Source organism: Streptomyces sp. NPDC049879 (assembly GCF_044461265.1).
Lineage (GTDB): Bacteria > Actinomycetota > Actinomycetes > Streptomycetales > Streptomycetaceae > Streptomyces.
This window is the reverse complement of the sequence record NZ_JBITKT010000007.1, coordinates 87042-105769: the sequence shown is the minus strand read 5'-3', so window position 1 is coordinate 105769 and position 18728 is coordinate 87042. Positions and strand designations below refer to the sequence as shown.

Annotated in this window: 15 protein-coding genes; 10 read left to right on the top strand and 5 right to left on the bottom strand. The window is 75.2% G+C overall.

Features of this window, described 5'->3' with window-relative positions; genetic code table 11:
* Nucleotides 1-52: 52 nt before the first annotated feature.
* Nucleotides 53-886 (top strand): hypothetical protein, encoded by an 834-nt coding sequence (locus tag ACIBPC_RS23630; RefSeq protein WP_398847322.1) that lies wholly within the window; start codon nucleotides 53-55, stop codon nucleotides 884-886.
* 30 nt (nucleotides 887-916) lie between these two features.
* Here ACIBPC_RS23630 and ACIBPC_RS23625 read toward each other — a convergent pair whose 3' ends face one another.
* Nucleotides 917-2269: a serine hydrolase domain-containing protein gene (locus ACIBPC_RS23625; protein ID WP_398847320.1), complete on the bottom strand. Its 1353-nt coding sequence runs from the start codon at nucleotides 2267-2269 to the stop codon at nucleotides 917-919.
* An 880-nt stretch (nucleotides 2270-3149) separates the two neighbouring features.
* On the opposite strand from ACIBPC_RS23625, the gene ACIBPC_RS23620 reads away from it, so the two are divergent.
* Nucleotides 3150-5204 carry a glycoside hydrolase family 97 protein gene (locus tag ACIBPC_RS23620; RefSeq protein ID WP_398847319.1) on the top strand — a complete coding sequence of 685 codons (2055 nt, stop codon included), beginning with the start codon at nucleotides 3150-3152 and terminating at the stop codon, nucleotides 5202-5204.
* A 55-nt stretch (nucleotides 5205-5259) separates the two neighbouring features.
* On the opposite strand, the gene ACIBPC_RS23615 is transcribed toward ACIBPC_RS23620, so the two are convergent.
* The 4 genes from ACIBPC_RS23615 to ACIBPC_RS23600 form a co-directional block, all read right to left on the bottom strand.
* A complete protein-coding gene (locus ACIBPC_RS23615; protein ID WP_398847317.1) occupies nucleotides 5260-6552 on the bottom strand; it encodes a dihydroorotase in 1293 nt (430 codons plus the stop codon).
* Entirely contained in the window at nucleotides 6549-7838 is a 1290-nt protein-coding gene (locus ACIBPC_RS23610; protein ID WP_398847315.1) for a Zn-dependent hydrolase, read from the bottom strand. The genes ACIBPC_RS23615 and ACIBPC_RS23610 overlap by 4 nt, the downstream gene beginning before the upstream one ends.
* Complete coding sequence (locus ACIBPC_RS23605) at nucleotides 7835-8305, bottom strand: hypothetical protein (RefSeq protein WP_398847314.1); 471 nt, start codon at nucleotides 8303-8305, stop codon at nucleotides 7835-7837. Before ACIBPC_RS23605 ends, ACIBPC_RS23610 begins: the two co-directional genes overlap by 4 nt.
* Nucleotides 8306-8448: 143 nt before the next feature.
* The gene (locus ACIBPC_RS23600; RefSeq protein ID WP_398847312.1) at nucleotides 8449-9342 is read right to left on the bottom strand and encodes an IclR family transcriptional regulator; all 894 of its coding nucleotides are present in this window, start codon (nucleotides 9340-9342) and stop codon (nucleotides 8449-8451) included.
* 268 nt (nucleotides 9343-9610) lie between these two features.
* Here ACIBPC_RS23600 and ACIBPC_RS23595 point away from each other — a divergent pair, with 268 nt between their 5' ends.
* From ACIBPC_RS23595 to ACIBPC_RS23560, 8 genes are read left to right on the top strand one after another with little or no spacing between them, the layout of a single operon-like run.
* Nucleotides 9611-10702 (top strand): ABC transporter permease, encoded by a 1092-nt coding sequence (locus tag ACIBPC_RS23595; protein ID WP_398847310.1) that lies wholly within the window; start codon nucleotides 9611-9613, stop codon nucleotides 10700-10702.
* A complete protein-coding gene (locus tag ACIBPC_RS23590; protein ID WP_398847308.1) occupies nucleotides 10699-11604 on the top strand; it encodes an ABC transporter permease in 906 nt (301 codons plus the stop codon). The genes ACIBPC_RS23595 and ACIBPC_RS23590 overlap by 4 nt, the downstream gene beginning before the upstream one ends.
* A complete protein-coding gene (locus ACIBPC_RS23585) occupies nucleotides 11601-12482 on the top strand; it encodes an ATP-binding cassette domain-containing protein (RefSeq protein ID WP_398847306.1) in 882 nt (293 codons plus the stop codon). Before ACIBPC_RS23590 ends, ACIBPC_RS23585 begins: the two co-directional genes overlap by 4 nt.
* The gene (locus tag ACIBPC_RS23580) at nucleotides 12479-13492 is read left to right on the top strand and encodes an oligopeptide/dipeptide ABC transporter ATP-binding protein (protein ID WP_398847304.1); all 1014 of its coding nucleotides are present in this window, start codon (nucleotides 12479-12481) and stop codon (nucleotides 13490-13492) included. Before ACIBPC_RS23585 ends, ACIBPC_RS23580 begins: the two co-directional genes overlap by 4 nt.
* Before the next feature lie 24 nt (nucleotides 13493-13516).
* Nucleotides 13517-15175, top strand: coding sequence for an ABC transporter substrate-binding protein (locus ACIBPC_RS23575; RefSeq protein WP_398847302.1), 1659 nt, complete (start codon nucleotides 13517-13519; stop codon nucleotides 15173-15175).
* Nucleotides 15172-16656 carry an amidase gene (locus ACIBPC_RS23570; RefSeq protein ID WP_398847300.1) on the top strand — a complete coding sequence of 495 codons (1485 nt, stop codon included), beginning with the start codon at nucleotides 15172-15174 and terminating at the stop codon, nucleotides 16654-16656. Before ACIBPC_RS23575 ends, ACIBPC_RS23570 begins: the two co-directional genes overlap by 4 nt.
* Nucleotides 16653-17732, top strand: coding sequence for a ring-opening amidohydrolase (locus ACIBPC_RS23565; RefSeq protein ID WP_398847298.1), 1080 nt, complete (start codon nucleotides 16653-16655; stop codon nucleotides 17730-17732). Before ACIBPC_RS23570 ends, ACIBPC_RS23565 begins: the two co-directional genes overlap by 4 nt.
* Nucleotides 17729-18688 (top strand): hypothetical protein, encoded by a 960-nt coding sequence (locus ACIBPC_RS23560; RefSeq protein ID WP_398847296.1) that lies wholly within the window; start codon nucleotides 17729-17731, stop codon nucleotides 18686-18688. Before ACIBPC_RS23565 ends, ACIBPC_RS23560 begins: the two co-directional genes overlap by 4 nt.
* Nucleotides 18689-18728: the final 40 nt, after the last annotated feature.

Below are 18728 nucleotides of genomic sequence, written 5' to 3'. Positions count from 1 at the left end.
GCGTCCGTCAGGCGCCGGCGGACGGTCCGGCGCCCGGACAAGGACAGGGAAAATGACACACAGAGTTCATGGTGAAGAGTTCCGCGCCGCCGTCGCCGGGCTGAGCGTCCCCGGTATGGGCACGGAGGTCGTCGGCCCGCTGCTCGCGAACCTCATTCAGCTTCTGCGCCCGGAGCGTGTACTCGAAGTGGGAATGGGGTATACAACTCCCTTTCTCGCCGCCGCCCTCGCCGACGTCGAGGAGACCGTGCGCGCCGAGTCGGCCGCGCTCGCCGCCAAGACCCGCGACCACCTCGCCCGCGGCGCCGCACTCGACGACACCTGGCTGCTCGCCGACCCGCCCCTCGTGTCCCCCTCGCCGCACCTGGCCCCCTACCGGCCGCGGCTGGTCGCCGTGGACAACCTCTCGATCGCCGACTCCTCCGCGGGACGCGTCCGCGAGGTGCTCGGCGGGCTCGGCCTCGACGGGCTGGTGACGGTCGTCAACTCCGACCTGCGGGACGCCGCCGACCGGCTCCCCGACGGGTTCACGCCGATCGACTTCGCGTGGATCGACGCCTGGGAGTGCCTCTGGTTCTTCGACCACTTCTGGGAGCTGATCGACCCGGACGGCGGCCTCGTCGTCATGCACTACCTGATGACCTATCCCGAGGGCGAGGCCCTGCTGCGCTACATCGAGCGGTTCCAGCACGCCCACCCCGGCGAACTGGAGGTCGTGAACCTCCTGGAGTCGCAGAAGCTGATGCAGAACAGCGTCACCGTCCTGCGCCGCACCAGCGGCACACGCGACCGCCGGTACGCGGGGCGCGGCGGCCGGGTCCGCTACACCGACGAGCTGCACCGCGACGCGGAGGCCCACCTGCGCGCCGTCGAGGCCGGGGCCTGATACTCGCCCCCGGCCCCGGCGAGCGCCGTCCTAGGCGACGTCGGGACGCGTCATCAGCGGCGACCGCACGTGCAGTTCCAGGCTGGGGCCGGTCAGGGGCAGGGTGCTCCAGGTCGCCGTCGCGGTCCCCGCGTCGGCGTCGACGGCCAGCCGGACGCGGTGCGGGGTCGTGATGACGTAGAGATCGGCGGCGTAGGTGCTGCCCCGCCAGGCGCCGGCCGCCACGATCGGCCGGCCGAGCGGGGCGCTCTCCCGCCAGTCGCCGTGGCCGACCTCGACTTCGAGGAGCGATCCGAGGCGTACGCGCCATCCGCCGTCGGTGGGATCGACGGTGACCGACGTTCCGTCGGGCAGGGCCGACCCTTCGGCCGAGGCGTCGAGTCTCGCGCTCACCGTACGCCCCGGGTCGGCCGACCCCGGCACCGGCCGCAGCGACAGTCGCCGCAGCCGATCGGCGAGGATCGCGTCGTCCTCAGGGCTTGCCGCGTGACCCACGCCGGGCAGCAGACACTCCCACACGGCGTCGAACACGCCCTGGGACTCTCCTTGGGCGGTCACGGCGACGACGAGATCGTGGGACGGGACGACCACGCACTGCTGCCCGTAGGAGCCATGGCCGTGGTAGCCGTGACGCGACATCCAGAACTGGTAGCCGTAGCCGTGGGAGAAGTCGGCCTGGTCCGATCCGTCCAGGACCCACCCGCTGTCGATGTGGCGGCTGGTCGCCAGCTCCACCCAGTCGCGCGGGACGAGCTGTCGGCCGCCCCACACGCCTCCGCGCCGCAGCAGTTCGCCGAAGGCGGCGACGGCCTCGGTCGTCAGGTGCAGTCCGTGGAAGCCGAAGGCGGCGCCACTTGCCACCCGGTCCCACTCGGCGTGGTCGATGCCCATCGGCGTGAACAGGCGCGCGTCGAGGAATTCCGGGAGACCGCGGCCCGTGACCCGCTCCACCATCCGGGCCAGGATGTAGGTGGTCGAGTTGTCGTAGACGTGCCGCGTTCCCTCGGCCGTGGCGAACGGCAGGCTCAGGAAGCCCTTCACCAGGTCGTCGGGCTCCCGCTCCCATGCCTCGGTGAGGCTGTCGGTGGGGTGCCCGGATGTCATGGACAGCAGGTGGTGGACGGTGATGCGGCGGCCTTGCTCCGACACACCGGCCGGGACGCGGTCGGGCAGGACGTCCACCACGCGGTCGTCCAGCGAGAGCAGCCCGTCGCCGATCGCGAGCCCCACGGCGATCGAGGTGAACGACTTGGTCAGCGAGTAGAGAAGGTGCGGCCGGTCGGCCGAGTACGGCGCCCACCAGCCCTCGGCCACCACGTGACCGCGGTGGACGACCATGAGGGAGTGGCTCTCGCCCGATCGCGCTTCGAGCCTGTCCAGCATGGCGGCGATCGAACGGGACGATATCCCCGAGGCGGCAGGCGCCGAACGGGGAAGCAGGGTGTGGTGGGACGGCATCCCGGCTTTCTAGCATGGCCGCACGGCGGCTCGCGCGGCGTTTTCTCCCCGGCCACCGGGGACAGAGCCCGGCGTACGGCCTCGTCCCGGCCGGACGGCGGCCCTCACCGGCCGGACGAGTGCCCTGCTCGCCGCGTACCTTGCCCGCCGTCCGGCACGTACGGCGGTCGGCCGCGGCATCGGTGGTCTCCGCCTGCCGGGACGAGGACGGCACACCGTGAACAAGGCGCCCGGCCGTACCGCACGCCCGCCGCTCGGGCTTCTCCCACCCCGTCGGACTCCCCGCGACCTCCCGCGCGCCGGGTGTCCGGGCGAGGACTCCCGGGCCGTGTCCTGTCCGGCCCGGCACGCCGCCCGGCGGTAGGGTGGCCCCGAAATGCCCGCGAACGCCCCGTTCTCTCCGGAAATGTCGTCGAGCGCGGGGGCGCGCGGCCGGGTGCTGTGCCGCGTCGCTAGGTGACGAGCCGTGAGATACGGGGGCTTGGCCGTGATAACCCTCCCCGCGCAGTGAGTCCGGCGGGCCGCCCGTCAGCACGGACGGCCCGCGACGCCCCCGGCGCCGGGACCCGGCACGACCGCCTCCCGGCCGGGCGGCGGGAGCACCTCCCGGCGCGCGCCGGGCCGGGACGAGGCTTCCGGAGCCAGGCGTCCCCCGCGCGCCGCGCCGTGCGGCGCGCGTCCCGCCCACCCGTCCCGGCCCTGCCCGCCGCCACCGGCGTCCGTGCTCCACGGGGGAGGGGTGCACCACCCTGGAGTGAACACGAACGTGTCAGAACCGCTGCGTCCACGCTTCCCCGCCCGCCCCGTGACCGCCCTGGTCCCGGTGCTGGCGCTGCTCCTCCTCACGCTCTGGGCCGCCCCGTCGAGCGCGGCGCCCCCCGCCCCGGGCGCGGCACCGGCCGACGCGGCACCCCCCGCCGCGGGACCCGCGGCCACCTCGCCCGACGGCACGCTGACCCTCGCGGTCTCCGCGCCCGGCGGGCGGCTCACCTACAGCGTGTCCCGCGCGGGCACCCTCCTCGTCGCCCCCTCGGACCTCGGACTGCGCCTCACCGACGGCACGGTGCTCGGAGACGGCGTCACCGTCACGGGCCACCGCACCCGCGCGCACGACAGCACCTGGCAGCCGGTCTGGGGCGCCGACGCCGAGGTCCGCGACCGGTACGAGGAGCTGACGGTCGACCTGCGCCAGCGCGACGGCCGCACGTTCTCCCTCGTCGTCCGCGCCTACGACGACGGCGTCGCGTTCCGCTACGACGTGCCGGAGCAGCCGGGCCTGCGGTCGCTCAGCATCGCCGACGAGGCCACCGAGTTCGACCTGACCGGCGACCCGGCCGCCTGGTGGACGCCGCGCGACGACAACAGCGACGAGAACCCGTGGCGCTCCACCCCGCTCAGCGCGATGGGGAAGAGCAACGCGCCCGTCACCTTCCGCTGGCCGGACGGCACCCACCTGTCGGTCCACGAGGCCGACCTCGTCGACTACGCCGCCATGACCGTCACACCGGAGGACGGGAGCCTGCGCGCGGAACTCGTCCCCACCCCCGGCAGGGACGCGGCCGTCGTCACCCGCGCGGGGCGCGCCCTGCCGTGGCGCGCGCTCACCGTCACGCCCGGCGCGGCGGGCCTGATCGAGTCGCACCTGCTGGAGAACCTCAACCCGCCCTGCCGGATCTGCGGCGGCGACACCTCGTGGATCGAGCCGGTCAAGTACGTCGGCATCTGGTGGGTGATGCAGCAGGACCAGGCCACCTGGGAGACCGGGCCCCGGCACGGCGCGACCACCGCGCGCGCCAAGCGGTACATCGACTTCGCCGCCGCCAACGGCATCGAGGGCCTGCTCGCCGAGGGCTGGAACCAGGGCTGGGCGGGCGACTGGGGCGACCAGTCGTTCACCCGGCCCACGGCCGACTTCGACCTGCGCGAGGTGGTCTCGTACGCGCGGGAGAGGGGCGTCGAGTTCATCATGCACAACGAGACGGGCGCCAACGTCGAGAACTACGAGGCGCAGCTCGACGAGGCGTTCACCCTCTACGAGGACCTGGGCGTCAACTACGTGAAGACCGGGTACGTCGGCGACATCCCCGGCCACAACCACTACGACCAGTTCATGATCAACCACTACCGGCGGGTGCTGGAGGCGGCGGCCGAGCACCGGATCAACGTCAACTGCCACGAGTGCGTGCACGCGAGCGGCGAGATGCGCACATACCCCAACGCCATCTCCCGCGAGGCGGTGCGCGGCCAGGAGTGGGACGCGTTCAGCGAGGGCAACACCCCGGAGCACACGCTGATCCTGCCCTTCACGCGCGGCCTGTCCGGGCCGATGGACTACACGCCGGGCATCATGGACATCCTGTGGGACCCGCAGCAGCTCGGGCGCCGCGTGCACACCACGGTCGGCAAGCAACTGGCGTACTACGTCACGTACTTCTCGGGTCTGCAGATGGCCGCCGACCTGCCGGAGCACTACCGGGACGCCCCCGGGCTCGGGTTCATCCGCGACGTCCCCGCCCGCTGGGACCGCACGGAGGTGCTGGCCGCCGAGGTGGGCGACCACCTGGTGACGGCTCGCCGCTCCGGGCGCGAGTGGTTCACCGGCGCCATGACCGGGGAGCACGCCAGGACGCTGAGCTATCCGCTGGCGTTCCTCGGCGCGGGGGAGTGGGTCGCCGAGGCGTACACCGACGCGCCGGACGCCGACTACGACACGAACCCGACCGCGCTCGCCGTCACCCGGACGCTCGTGACGGCGGCCGACACGTTCACCGCCGACCTCGGGCGCAGCGGCGGCCAGGCCGTCCGCTTCCGCCCCGCGACCCGCGCCGACCTCGCGACCCTGCCCCGCCACACCCCCTGAGGCCCGCCCCCCGGCGCGGGAGCCACCCGGCTCCCGCGCCGGGCGCGCGAGGCGCTCACCCCTCGTGCGTCACCCGTCCCGCGAGCGCGGTGAGCACGACGCGGTGGCCGAAGTCCCGCCCGTGGAAGGGCGAGTTGGACGATCGGCTGCGCCAGCCGTCCGGCCGCGCCCGCCAGGGCTCGGCCGCGACCACGCAGAACGTCGCGGGCTCCCCCTCGGCCACCGGCCGCCCGGCGACCTCCGCGACACCGCCGACGCCCGCCGGGCGCGCGGACAGCACGGCGGCCACCGCCGCCCAGTCCACCGCGCCCGTGCCCGCGTCCGTGAACACCTCGGCCGTCACCGGCAGCGCCGTCTCCAGCGAGGTCAGCCCGAACGCCGCGTCCGCCCAGCTCCCGGTCTTCGTCCGGGCCGGGTGGGGCGCGTGGTCGGTGGCGACGACGTCGATCGTCCCGTCCCGCAGCGCCGCGCGCACCGCGGCGACGTCGTCGGCCGCCCGCAGCGGCGGATTGACCTTCACCGCCGGCCCGTGCCGCACGGCGTGGTCGTCGCCCAGCGCGAGGTGGTGCGGCGTCACCTCGGCGGTGACGGGCAGCCCGGCCGCCTTCGCCGCCCGTACGAGCGCCACGCTGCCCGCCGTGGAGACATGGCAGACGTGCAGCCGCCCGCCGGTGGCCGCGACCAGCGCGAGGTCCCGGCCGATCACCGCCTCCTCCCCGGCCGCCGGCCAGCCCGGCACGCCGAGCAGCGGCGCCACCGGGGCGTTCACCACGCCGTCGCGCACGATCGACGCGCTCTGGGCGTGCTGCGCGAAGACGGTGCCGCGCCGCGCCATGGCGGTGAGCAGCCGGAGGACGAGACCGGCGTCGTCCACGCAGCGGCCGTCGTCCGAGTAGACGGTCACGCCCGCGTCCGCCAGCGCGTCCACGTCCACGGTCTCCCGCCCGGCGAGCCCGGTCGTGGCCGCGCCCACCGGGTGGACCCGTACGGGCAGCCCCTCGGCGCGCCGCCGCAGCGCGGCGACCCGTGCGGCCGTGTCGGTGACCGGGGAGGTGTTGGCCATGGCGAAGAGGTCGGTGAACCCCCCGGCCGCCGCCGCGCGGGCGCCGGTGGCCAGCGTCTCCGCCTCCTCGCCGCCGGGCTCGCGCAGGTGGGTGTGCAGGTCCACCAGGCCTGGCAGGACGGTGCCGCCGGTCGCGGCGACGCGCTCACCCGGCGGGACCTGCCCGCCGGACGGGCGCAGCGCCGCGATCCGCCCGTCCGCGACGCGCAGGTCGTACGCGCCCTCCCGCCCGGCGACCCCTGCCCCGGTGACCCACCAGGGGGAGCCCGGCGCGCGGTCCGTCACCGGTCCGCCCCGTCCAGGCGCAGCAGGGTGCGCAGCAGCACGCGTACGCCCGGCACGATCTGCTCGGTCGGCGTGAACTCGTCGGGGGAGTGGCTGAGTCCGGCCTCGCTCGGCACGAACAGCAGGCCCGCCGGGATGATGTGGCCGATCTGCTGGATGTCGTGGCTCGCGCCGCTCGGCAGCACGTGGTGGGGCAGGCCGAGGCCGTCGGCCGCCGCGCGGGTGTGGTCCGCGACCCAGCCGGGGAGCACGACGGGCGGGGTGTCCGCGATGACCTCGGTCACCAGTTCGACGTCACGCGCGGCGGCGAGTTCCGCGAACTCCCGGGCCAGCAGCCGCGCGGTCGCGCGCTGCCGCTCCGGGTCGACGTCCCGTACGTCCACGAAGAACTCGACCTCGCCGGGGATCGTCGTGATCGAGCCCGGCTCGACCGTGAGCCGCCCCACGGTCACCCGCGCCCCCTGGCGCGCCGGGTCCCGCGCGACGGCGTCGCCGCGCACCACGCACTCGGCCGCGACGACCATGGCGTCACGGCGCAGGTGCATGGGGGTGCCGCCGGAGTGCGTGGCGCGGCCGGTCGCGCGCACGCGCAGCCGGGTGCTCCCCGAGATGACGTCCACGACACCGACGTCCAGGCCGCGCGAGCGCAGCACCTCGCCCTGCTCGATGTGCAGTTCGACGAACGCGTGCCACTCCTCGGGCCGCCACCGCGACCGGTCGGCCAGGTCGGGGCGCAGGCCGACGGCGGCCATCGCGTCGGCCATCGTCACGCCGTCGCGGTCGGTGAAGCCGGGCAGGTCGGCGGCGGAGGTGAGCCCGGCGGCCATCCGGCTGCCGTTGCACGCCTGGCCGAAACGGGCGCCCTCCTCGGCCGCGAAGGCGACGAACCGCCACGGCCTGCGGTGCCTGATGCCCGCGCGCACTATCACCTCGGCGACCTCCATGGCCGCGGCGACGCCGACGATGCCGTCGTACCCGCCGCCGCTGGGCACGGTGTCGAGGTGCGACCCGGTGCCGACGGCGGCGGACGCGTCGCCGTCACCGGGGAGTTCGGCCAGGGTGTTGCCCGCGTGGTCGGTGCCGACGGCCAGGCCGAGACCGGCCATGTGCCGGGCGAACACGGCGTGCGCCCGGCGCTCCAGCGGGCTGAAGGCCAGGCGGGTGCAGCCTGGACCCGGCTCGGACAGCGCGGCGAACCGGGCGAGGTGCGCGGCGATCCTGCCGCCGTCCACCTCCGCGTCGGGACCGGCGGGGCGGGAGGCGCCGGGCGCGGCCGCGGTCGTCACGAGACCCCTCCGGGGTGCGCGACCTCGACGCCCTCGGGGTGGGCGGCGCGCCCGGACGGCGGGGTGAGCGAGCAGACCGCCGCGACCTCGCCACCGTGGCTGGTCACCGCGCGGACCAGGCTGCCGAGTTCGCCGTCCGGGGCGCCGCCGGTGACGAGCACGGCGCGCGTTCCCGGCGGGAGGTCCTCGACGATCAGGCGCCCGAGGTCCGCGACCACCACGTGCCGCCGGACGCCGAGCGTGCGGGCGACGACGTGGGCGAGCAGCACGTCCGCCGTGTCGCCGCGGCTGACCACGGCCCGCGGCGCGTACGGGGCGGCCAGGGCGGCGAGGGCGTCTCCGGCGCGTTCGACGGCCGCCGGGTCGTCGTCGCGGAACGGTCCGCCGGGCGGGGACGCGGAGTGGGGGCCGGCCTGGGACGCGCCGGACTGGGACGCGCCGGACACCGGGGCGGTGCTGGGGGACATGCTGCTCTCCTTTCGGGCGGACGGTCCGCCACGGGGCGGCGGACCGTCCCGGATGGTGCTGCCGCCGCGCCGGCCGGTGCCCGGGAGTGGGCGGGACACCTCGTCCGGCGGGCGCGGCGGCGGTCAGGGGTGGTGGCCGGGCGTCAGGGCCGTTCGCCGCCCGCCGCGCCCGCCGCGCCCGCCGCCGCGTCGTGCGCGGACAGCAGGGCGGCCAGCTCGTCGACGCCGGGGTCGGGGCCGAACGTGCCGCCGTAGCCCGAGTCGAGGGAAAGCGCCTGGGCCGTGTCGAGGACGACGCGGGCGGCGCGGGCGCGGTCGGCCGGGTCGGCGACCCGGGACCAGGCGGCGCACACCGTGACGGCCGTGCTGACCCGCCCGGCGGGACCGCTGCGCACCGGCGCCGAGACGGCCCAGACGCCCTCGTCCAACTCGTTGTCGCAGACGTCGAACCCGCGCTCCCGCACGAGGGCGAGGTGGTCGATCAGCCGGTTCATCTCGCGCAGCGTGCCGGAGGTGAACGACGGCCGCGGGTAGGACCCCAGCAGCATCTCCACGAACACCGGGTCCTGGTACGCCAGGATCGCGCGGGCCGACGCCGCCGCGTGCAGCGGGACCTCCTGCCCGAGCCGCACGAACAGCCGCAGCGGGCGCTCGGTGCCCGCTATCGACACGGCCACCACCCGCCCGTCGATGAGCTGCGTCAGCACGACGGTCTCGCCGCACAGCCGCTCCGCCTCCACCAGGGGGGCGGGCGGCTGGATGACGAACGGCTCGTAGTCGTTGACCTGTCCGAGCGCCAGCGCGCCGGGGCCGAGGACGTACCGCTTCGTCGTGGGCGACCTGCTGACGAAACCGGTCTGTTCCAGGGTGTTCATCAGCCGGTGCATGCTGCCGACCGGGATCTCCAGCTGCCGGTGCAGCTGTTGCAGGGTCAGGCCCTGCCGGTAGGCGGCGAGGTGCGTGAGCGCCGAGAGCGCGCGCACCACCACGTGCATGGGTTTGTCCGCCCCGGACTTCTCGGTGCCGGCCTTCTCCATGGAACGACCCCATCCCCTCGGTTTCACCAGTGTTACGTCCACGAGTTTCCGTAACACAGAATCAACACCTCGATTCGGTGCCTGGAGTATCGAAGCACGCGGTCGCCCGTGTCAATGCCGGGCCCTGCCGCCCCCGTCCGCGCCGTCACAACAAAGCAGGTCAGCACAGTTCCCACCCTTGACAGCCCGATCGAGGCGTCCCAATACTGTCGCATCCGCACAGCGGAATCGAAGTTTCCGTCTCGCGGAAACCAAGGGAGGAGGAGTGATGGCCGACTCTGGCGTCGTGGTCTCCGCACCACCGGCCGCCGCACGGCCCCGGGAGCGTTCCCGAGGCCGTCTGCCGCGCGGCGCGCTGCTGTTGGCGGCGCGCAAGCTGGGCGGCGCGCTGCTGGTGGTCTGGGGCGTCGTCACGTTCACGTTCGCCGTCGCACGTGTCGTGGCACCCGACCCCATCGGACTGCTGGTCCCGCCGGGCGCGACCGAGGCGGCACGCGAGGCCGTACGGGCCGACCTCGGCCTCGACCGCTCGATGGCCGAGCAGTACGTCATCTACCTGCGGGACCTGGTCACCGGCGACCTCGGCACCTCGTTCGGCACCGGCCGGGCCGTGACCGACGACCTCATGGGCAGGCTCCCCGCCACGCTCGAACTGGCCGTCCCCGCGCTCGTCGTCGGCATCGTCCTCGGCACGGCGCTCGGCGTCCTCAGTGCCGTCCGGCGCGGGCGCCTCCTGGACCACGTGATCCGCGTCGTCACCGTCATCGCGCTCGCCATGCCGCAGTTCTGGCTCGGCCTCGTGCTGCTGTCGCTCTTCTACGTGCAGCTCGGCTGGCTCCCGGGACCGCTCGGCAGACTCCCGGTCGGCACCCCCATACCCCCCGAGGTCACCGGCAGTTACGTGATCGACGGCGCCCTCGCCGGGCAGTGGGACACGGTCCGGCAGGCGCTCGACCAGCTGATCCTGCCCTGCGCCGTGCTGGCCTGCGGCATCTTCGCCCCCATCACCCGCGTCGCCAGGTCCGGGATGGTCGAGGCGCTGCGCAGCGAGTACGTGCGGACGGCGCACGCCTACGGCTTCGGGCGGTCCACGGTCCACCGCACCCACGCCCTGCGCAACGCCCTGCTCCCCGTCATCACCATGATCGCGGGCGGCGTGGCCTTCGCCTTCACCGGCGCCGTGCTCGTCGAGGGCGTCTTCGGCTGGCCCGGCATCGGCCAGTACGCGCTGACGGCCGTCGAACAGTCCGACTTCCCGGCGCTCCAGGGATTCGTGCTCTACGCCGCGGTCATCTACGTCGTCCTGTACGCCCTGGTCGATCTCGCCCACTCGCTGGCCGACCCGAGGACCCGCTCATGACCGCACCCACCCCGATACCCACCCCCGCGCCCACGGCCGACACCGCCGCGCCAGGACCGGCGGCCGGGACCCCGGCGGGCGGCGGGCGGCGCAGGCGCCCGCTCGCCGGACGGCCCGTCACCCTGACGCTCGGCTGCGCCCTCATGCTGCTGCTGCTCGCCACCGCGGCCGTCGGCCAGGTCTGGACGCCCTACGACCCCGAGGCCCCCGGCGTCGGCCTGCCGTTCCTCTCCCCGGGCGGCGGCCACTGGTTCGGCACCGACCAGGCCGGGGCCGACGTCTTCTCGAAGACGCTCGCCGCCACCTGGACCGACCTGTGGCTGACCGTCGTGGCCGTCGCCATCGCCTTCGCCGCCGGCAGCGTCCTGGGCGCCGTCGCCGGATACTGGGGCGGCTGGGCCGACGCCGTCATCATGCGCGCCACGGAGATCCTCCAGTCCTTCCCCGCCCTGCTGCTCGCGCTGCTCCTCGTCACGACGCTCGGCTCGGGCCTGGTCAACGTGATCGTGGTCGTCGCCTTCGTGGGCCTGCCCGGCTACCTGCGCCTGCTGCGCGCCGAGGTCAGGGCGAGGAAGTCGTGGGAGTTCACCGACGCGGCCATCCTGGCGGGCAACAGCGGCCCGCGCGTCCTGGCACGCCACCTCGTCCCGAACGGCATGATGCCGCTCGTCTCCTACGCGGCCGTCAACGCCGCCTGGGTCGCCATCGTCGTCTCCAGCCTCGGCTTCGTCGGCGTCGGCATCGAACCGGGCAGCCCCGAGTGGGGATCGATGATCGCCGGCGGCAGGACGTCCCCCGACGCGTACTGGATCTCCCTCTTCCCCGGCCTCGGCATCCTGCTGCTCGCCACCGCCTTCTACCTGATCGGCGACGGCCTGACCGACCGGGAGGACCACCGATGACCCGCGCCACCCGCGCCACCGGCACCGCCGGGGCCACCGCCACGGCCGCCTCCGCCGCGTCCGGGGAGACCGGCGCCGCGCCGCTGCTCACCGTCACCGGCCTGTCCGGCGCCTTCCACACGGCCCACGGCAGCACGGAGGTACTCCACGACGTCACGTTCGAGGTGCCGCGCGGCGGCATCACCGCGGTCGTCGGCGAGACCGGCAGTGGCAAGTCGCTGTCCGTCCTCACCGTCATGGGCCTCATGCCCCCCGGCCTCGCCGTCCGGGGCTCCGTCCGCTTCGACGGCCGCGAGCTGATCGGCCTCGGCGAGGACGGCTACCGCGCGCTGCGCGGCAGCCAGATCGCCATGGTCTTCCAGGACGCGCGCTCCTCGCTCAACCCGGTGCTCACCGTCGGGCGGCAGCTCGCCGCCGTCGCACGGCTCCACCGCGGCGTGAACCGCAAGGCCGCCGCGGAACTCGTCGCCGAGACCCTGGCCCGCGTCCGCATCCCCGACCCGCGCCGCCGCATGGCCCAGTACCCGCACCAGTTCTCCGGCGGCATGGCGCAGCGGGCGATGATCGCCATGGCCCTGCTGTGCCGCCCCCGGCTGCTGCTCCTGGACGAGCCCACCACAGGCCTCGACGTCACCACCCAGGCCGACGTCATGGAACTGGTCGTGGAACTGGCCCGCCAGGACGGCCTCACCGCCTGCCTCGTCACCCACGACCTCGGCGTCGTCGGCGAGACCTGCGACCGGGTGGTGGTCATGCGCCACGGCCGGGTCGTCGAACAGGCGGGCGCCGAGGCGTTCTTCGGAGGGCCCGAGTCCGCGTACGCGCGCACCCTGCTCGCGGCCAACCGCACCGACGAGGCCCCGGGAGGCCCCGCATGAGCCCGACCGCCGAACCGGTGCTGACCGTCGCGGACCTGCGGACCGACTTCACCGTCCGCAGCCGCGGCAGGAAGCACACCCTGCACGCCGTGGACGACGTCTCCCTCACCCTCCGGCCAGGCGAGACCCTCGCCGTCGTCGGCGAGAGCGGCTCGGGCAAGTCCACCCTCGCCCGCTCCATCCTGCGGCTCGTCCACCCCGCCTCGGGCGAGGTGGTCCTCGCGGGCCGCCCCGTCGCCGCCCGCCGCCACCGGCGCGCGGTCTACCGCGAACTCCAGATGGTGTTCCAGGACCCCCGCGGCTCCCTCGACCCCCGCCAGCGCGTCCGCTCCATCCTCGACGAACCGCTGCGGCTCCACCTGCGCATGCCCGCCGCCGAACGCGACCGGCGCATCCGCGAACTGCTCGCCTCCGTCGAGCTGCCCGAGACCGTCCTCGACCGGCTGCCCGCCGCCCTCTCCGGCGGCCAGCGGCAGCGCATCGGCATCGCCCGCGCGCTCGCCGTGCAGCCGAAAGCCGTCATCCTCGACGAGCCCACGGCCTCCCTCGACGCCTCCACCCGCGGCGTCGTCCTCGACCTGCTCGCCCGCCTCCAGCGCGAGCAGGGCATCGCCTACCTCCTCATCTCGCACGACCTCCAGGCCGTCCGGCGCATCGCCCACCGCGTGCACGTCATGTACGCCGGGCGCGTCGTCGAGTCGGGCACCACCGACGAGGTCCTGACCGACCCCGCCCACCCCTACACCCGCGCGCTGCTGGACGCCGCACCCGTCGCCCGGTACGGCGGCCACACCCGCACGATCCGGCTGACCGGCGAGAACCCCGGACCGTTCGAGGTGCTCCCCGGCTGCGCGCTGGCCCCCCGCTGCCCGCTGGCGGAGGAGGCCTGCACGGCCCGACGTCCCCCCCAACTCCCCTTCGGCGGCACCCACGAGGCCGCCTGTCCCGTCATCCACCGGCAGGTCGGCGCCGACCCGGCGGACGAGCGAAGAGACGCGCCGGACGCGTGACACCCGAAAGACGAGGAAGACCCCATGACCAGTGAGTCCCCGCGCCGCACGCGCCTGCTGGCGTGCGCCGCCGCGGCCACCGCAGCCGCGCTGCTCGGCGCCTGTTCGTCCTCGCAGGCGGGCGGCGGCGGCAGCCAGGCCGCCGCCGCGGCCCCCGAGACGCTCGTCGCCGCCTGGCCGAGCGACATCTCGACCATGGACCCGGGCAACGCCAACACCGACCAGGACAAGGAACTGGCGATGAACGTCTACCAGAACCTGGTGGGCTACGCCACGACCGACCAGGACGGCTACGCGGTCTCCGACGGCCTCGCCGCCGCCCCCGCGCTCGCCGAGTCCTGGGAGACCGAAGGCGACACCGTCACCTTCACCCTCCGCGACGACGTCACGTTCCACCCCAGCGGCAACCCGCTGACCTCCGCCGACGTCGTCTGGTCCCTCCAGCGCGCCCTCGACCTGAACGGCGCCGTCGAGCTGAACAACAGCGGCGTCTTCGAGAAGGACCAGATCACCGCGCCGGACGCGACGCACGTCGCGATCCGCTACCAGGACGCCGCGGGCGAGCCCGTCCCCGCCAGCGAGGTCAACATCGCCACGCTGCGCACCTGCTGGTACGGCGTCGTCGACTCCGCCGCCGCCCTGGAGCACGCCACCGACGAGGACCCGATCGCCGCCGACTGGCTCAAGGAGAACGTCGCCGGCTCCGGCCCGTACTTCGTCAAGGGCCGCCAGCCCGGCCAGTCGCTCGACCTGGAGGCCGTCCCCGACGCGGCCGTGGATCCGGCGGCCTTCCCGGCCGTCAGCCTCCGCGTCAGCAACGACGGCAACGTCGCCTCGCTCCTGCGCGGCGGCAGCGTCAACATCGCGCAGTACGGCCTGAGCCCCCGGGACGCCGAGGACCTCGGCGAGGCCGGGTTCCGCGTCGCGCACGCCGACACCCCGACCTACCTCTTCCTCCAGATCGCCTCGGACACCGGCCCGTTCACGGACCCGCTGGTCCGCCGCGCGGTCGCCGAGGCACTGCCGTACGACCAGATCCTCGACACCGTCTACTACGGCGAGGCCGAACGCGCCGTCTCCTACGTCGCGCGGAACGCCGCCGGTTACGAGCCCGCCTGGGAGGCGTACGGCGACACCGGCCGCGCCCGGGACCTCATGGACGAGGCGGGCGCCCCGGACATCAGCACCACCCTGCGCTACCCCAGCGACAACGCCGACTCCGCCACCGCCGCGCAGCTGATCAAGAGCGCCCTGGAACCCCTCGGCATCGACGTGACGCTCCAGCCCCAGACGTCGGCCGCCATCATCACCTCGATCATCGGCCGCGCCACCGCCGACTCGGCGGGCGCCCCGGACGACGGCATGGTCCTCTCCAGCCTCTCGACCTACGTCGAGGACGCCAAGACCCCGGTCAAGCTGTGGAGCGTCACCGGCGGCGTCGTCAACTTCCCCCGCACCAGCGTCCCGGAGATCGACGACCTGCAGCACGAGTTCGCCATGGCCGCCCCGAGCCCCGAGCGCGAGGAGGCGTACCGGCGGATCCAGCGGCTCGCCGCCGAGGACGCCTCCTTCCTCCCGCTGGTCGTGACCGGCCGCAACCTCGTCTCGGCCCAGGGCGTGACCGGACTGACCTTCACCCCCGAGCCCGTCACCCTCTACTGGACACTGGAGCCCGCACAGTGACCGACGACCACTCCGGGGCCCGGCCGGCGGCAGGACGGGCGCACTCCGCCCGGCCCGCGCCGCCGCCGGGCCCCGGCCCGGCCGCCGGGGAGCTGTGGCGGTGGCCCGCCCGCGCGCTGGCCGCCGCCTACGCCTCCGGCACCGTCACCCCCACCGAGGCCGTCGAGGCGGTGATCGCACGCGCCGGGCAGGTCGAGGGCCACATCAACGCGTTCGCGCACCAGGCCTTCGACGACGCCCGCCGCGCCGCCGCCGCCAGCACGGAACGCTGGCGCCACGGCACCCCGGCGGGCCCCCACGACGGCGTGCCGCTCACCGTCAAGGACAACATCCCGGTCGCGGGCATGCCCTGCGCCTGGGGCAGCCGCCTCTGGGCGGACCACGTGCCCGACCGCGACGAACTGCCCGTCGCCCGGCTGCGCCGCGCCGGCTGGGTGATCCTCGGCAAGACGAACGTCTCCGAGTTCACCCTCGGCCTCGGCAACGTCAGCACGCTCCTGCACGGCACCACCCGCAACCCCTGGGACACCGCCCTCACCACGGGCGCCTCCACCGGCGGCGGCGCGGCGGCCGTCGCGTCGGGCGTCGGCCCGGTGGCGCTCGGCACCGACGGCGGCGGCTCCATCCGCTGGCCCGCCTCCTACTGCGGGCTGGCCGCCCTCAAGCCCACCACCGGGCGGGTCGCCCGCCTCGACGGCCTCCCGGTGGTGCTCCACGACCTGGAGGTCGTCGCCCCGGCCGCCCGCACGGTCGGCGACGTCGCCGCGCTGCTCCACGCCGTGGCCGGTCCCGACCCGCGCGACCGCCGTTCCCTGGGCGTGCCCGACACGCCGCTGCCGGCCGGCCGCCCGCTGCGGGTCCGGCTGGTGGGGCAGTTCGGGGACTACCCGGTCGAGCCGGAGATCACCGCGTCCGTCACCGCCGCCGCCGACCGGCTCACCGCCCTCGGCCACCACGTGGAGACCGGCCCCGTCCCGTTCGACTTCGCCCGCTTCGACGCCCACTGGCGCACCATCGGCACCGGCGGGCTGGCGTGGCTGATGGCCGGGCGCGAGGACTGGCGCGGGCAGGTCGCGGACATCTACCCGCCGATGGTGGACCACGGCCGCTCGCTGACGGCCGCCGACTACGTCGCCGCGCTCGACGCCTTCCGCGACCTGTTCGCCGAACTGGCCGTCTTCTTCGCCGGGACCGACCTGCTCCTCACCCCGGTCGCCGGGGCGATGCCGTGGGCCGCCGACGAGCTGGCCCCGCCGTACCAGCGGGTCTTCACCGGCATCGCGAACGCCACCGGCGTCCCCGCCGTCAGCCTGCCGGGGCCGCCCTCGGCCGACGGCGTGCCGATCGGCTTCCAGCTGATCGGGCCCTACGGCGCGGACCGTGCGCTGCTCCGCGTCGCGCACGACTACGAGACCGCGTACGGGTGGGCCGGCCGCTGGCCCGAACCGACCGGTCACCTCCCGAAAGGCACCCGAGCATGACAGTCAGGATCGACTCCTTCGACACCGCGGGGCCGGGCGACACCGCGGGACTGGCGGACCGCCTCCGGGCCCTCGACCCGGCCCGCGTCCGGCGCCTCGCGCTGCTGGTGAAGACCGAGGGCAACGCCGACGTCGACGACCACTCGCGCGAACTCGCCTCCTGGCGCGCCACGGAGGCCGTCCTCGCGCACGGCGGCGCCGCGCTGCTGGAGCGGACCGTCCTCCTCCACTCCACCGGCTCCGAGGGCGCCATGACGCCGTTCGGCCACCTGATCGCGGACCTGGCGGACGAGGACGGCCGGGAGCCGGGCGGCACGGGCACGCTCGCCCTCGGTGTCGGGCGCAGCCGTACGGTGCGCGGCGGCGAGATCGGCTCGCAGCAGCACGTCGCGCTGGCGGAGCAGGCCGTCGCGGACGCCGTGGCGGACGCCGGGCTGACCACCGGTCAGGTGGCCCTCGCGCTCGTGAAGACGCCGCTGGTCGGCCACGACGAGCCGACCCGCGTCACCTCCGCCGAGGCCAAGGCGGTCGGCGCCCTCGGGGCGGCCCTCGCGCTGGGCGAGGTGGACCGCTCCCGCGTGGTGTCGGGCGCGTTCGGCCGCGACCTGACGCTGTACTCCCGCCGCTCCATGGTCTTCTCCAGCCCGGAGGCGGCGCGCGTGGAGGTCCTCGTCCTCGGCAACCGGCCCGGCGCGGGCGGCGACCTGCGGATCGCCTCGGGCCTGCTCGCCGACGTCCTCGACGCCCCCGGCATCCGGCGCGTCCTGGCCGCCGCCGGGGCCGGGCTGACGGCGGACGGGACGGTCGCCGACCCGGACCGCGTGGCCGCCCTGCTCGTCAAGGCGGGGCACCGGCACGACGGCACGCTGCGCGGCGCCCGTACCACCGTCCTGACCAGCCATCTCGACCCGGACAAGCACGTCAGGGCGGTCATGAGCGGCGTCGCGGGCTCGGTGCTCGGCTCCGGCCGGATGTTCATCTCGGCCAACTCCGTGCACCAGGCGCCCGACGGCGGCGGCCTGTGCGTCGCCGTGGTCCGCGGCGGGGGCGCCGGGGGCCCGGAGGCGGCGGCGTGACCGCGCCCGGCATCCCCCTCGTCCCGGACGCCGACGTCCGCTCCGTCGTCACGCCCGCCGACGCGCTGGCGGCCGTGCGCGACGCGTGGGCCGACCTGGGCGCGGAGCGGCTGTCCCTGTCGTCGCCCGCCATCACCCGGCTCGGCGGCGCCCCGCACGGCTTCAGCCTCAAGGGCGCCCTGCTCGACCGGTACGGGGTGGCGGGCGTGCGCGTCACGCCGACGCACACCGGCGGGCGCAACAGCTGGTGCCTCGTGCTGGAGTCCGAGTCGGGGCGGCCCCTGGTCGCCGTCGAGGAGAGCTGGCTGTACCGGCTGCGGACGGCCGCGTCGGCGGCGGTGGCCGCGCGGCTGCTGGCACGCCGGGACACCGAGGTGGTCACGGTCGTGGGCGCCGGGCGGATCGGGCGCCTGATGCCCGCCGTCTTCGCCGAGGCGTTCCCGCTGCGGGAGATACGGGTCGTGGCCCGGCGGGCGGAGTCCGCCGCCGCGTTCGCGGCGGAGGCGGCCGGGTGCGGGGTGCCGGTGGTCCCGGGCACCGACCTGGAGGCCGCCGCGCCGGGCAGCGACGTGCTCGTCGCGATCACGTCGTCCCGCGAACCGGTCGTGCACGCGCGGCACTTGTCGCCCGGCGGCACGCTGCTCGGCCTCGGCGGCGGCGCGGAACTGGCCGCCGACGTCCTCACCGGCTCCGCCACCGGCCGCGCGGTGGACCGGCTGTACGTCGACGACCTCGGCTACGCCCGCGAGGTCGGGTCGATCGGCGCCTGGCTCGACGCCGGGCTGCCCCCTGAGACGCTGGCCGCACGGCTCAGCGGGTCGCTGCCCGAGGTGGCCGCCGGTCTGCTGCCGGGCCGCACGGACCCGGGCGAGACGGTCCTCGGCGTCGTCCAGGGCGTGGCCGCCTGCGACGTCGCGCTCGCCTGCCTGGCGATGAGGCGCCTCGGCATCTCCTGAGCCGTCCCCCTCCACCTGCCGCGTCCCCGCCTCACGGGAG

What these genes read in the sequence shown, in the direction of transcription:
- ACIBPC_RS23630 (WP_398847322.1), top strand. Translation starts at nt 53, where the DNA reads ATGACACACAGAGTTCATGGTGAAGAGTTCCGCGCCGCCGTCGCCGGG.
- ACIBPC_RS23625 (WP_398847320.1), bottom strand. Translation starts at nt 2,269, where the DNA reads ATGCTGGACAGGCTCGAAGCGCGATCGGGCGAGAGCCACTCCCTCATG.
- ACIBPC_RS23605 (WP_398847314.1), bottom strand. Translation starts at nt 8,305, where the DNA reads ATGTCCCCCAGCACCGCCCCGGTGTCCGGCGCGTCCCAGTCCGGCGCG.
- ACIBPC_RS23600 (WP_398847312.1), bottom strand. Translation starts at nt 9,342, where the DNA reads ATGGAGAAGGCCGGCACCGAGAAGTCCGGGGCGGACAAACCCATGCAC.
- ACIBPC_RS23595 (WP_398847310.1), top strand. Translation starts at nt 9,611, where the DNA reads ATGGCCGACTCTGGCGTCGTGGTCTCCGCACCACCGGCCGCCGCACGG.
- ACIBPC_RS23590 (WP_398847308.1), top strand. Translation starts at nt 10,699, where the DNA reads ATGACCGCACCCACCCCGATACCCACCCCCGCGCCCACGGCCGACACC.
- ACIBPC_RS23585 (WP_398847306.1), top strand. Translation starts at nt 11,601, where the DNA reads ATGACCCGCGCCACCCGCGCCACCGGCACCGCCGGGGCCACCGCCACG.
- ACIBPC_RS23580 (WP_398847304.1), top strand. Translation starts at nt 12,479, where the DNA reads ATGAGCCCGACCGCCGAACCGGTGCTGACCGTCGCGGACCTGCGGACC.
- ACIBPC_RS23575 (WP_398847302.1), top strand. Translation starts at nt 13,517, where the DNA reads ATGACCAGTGAGTCCCCGCGCCGCACGCGCCTGCTGGCGTGCGCCGCC.
- ACIBPC_RS23565 (WP_398847298.1), top strand. Translation starts at nt 16,653, where the DNA reads ATGACAGTCAGGATCGACTCCTTCGACACCGCGGGGCCGGGCGACACC.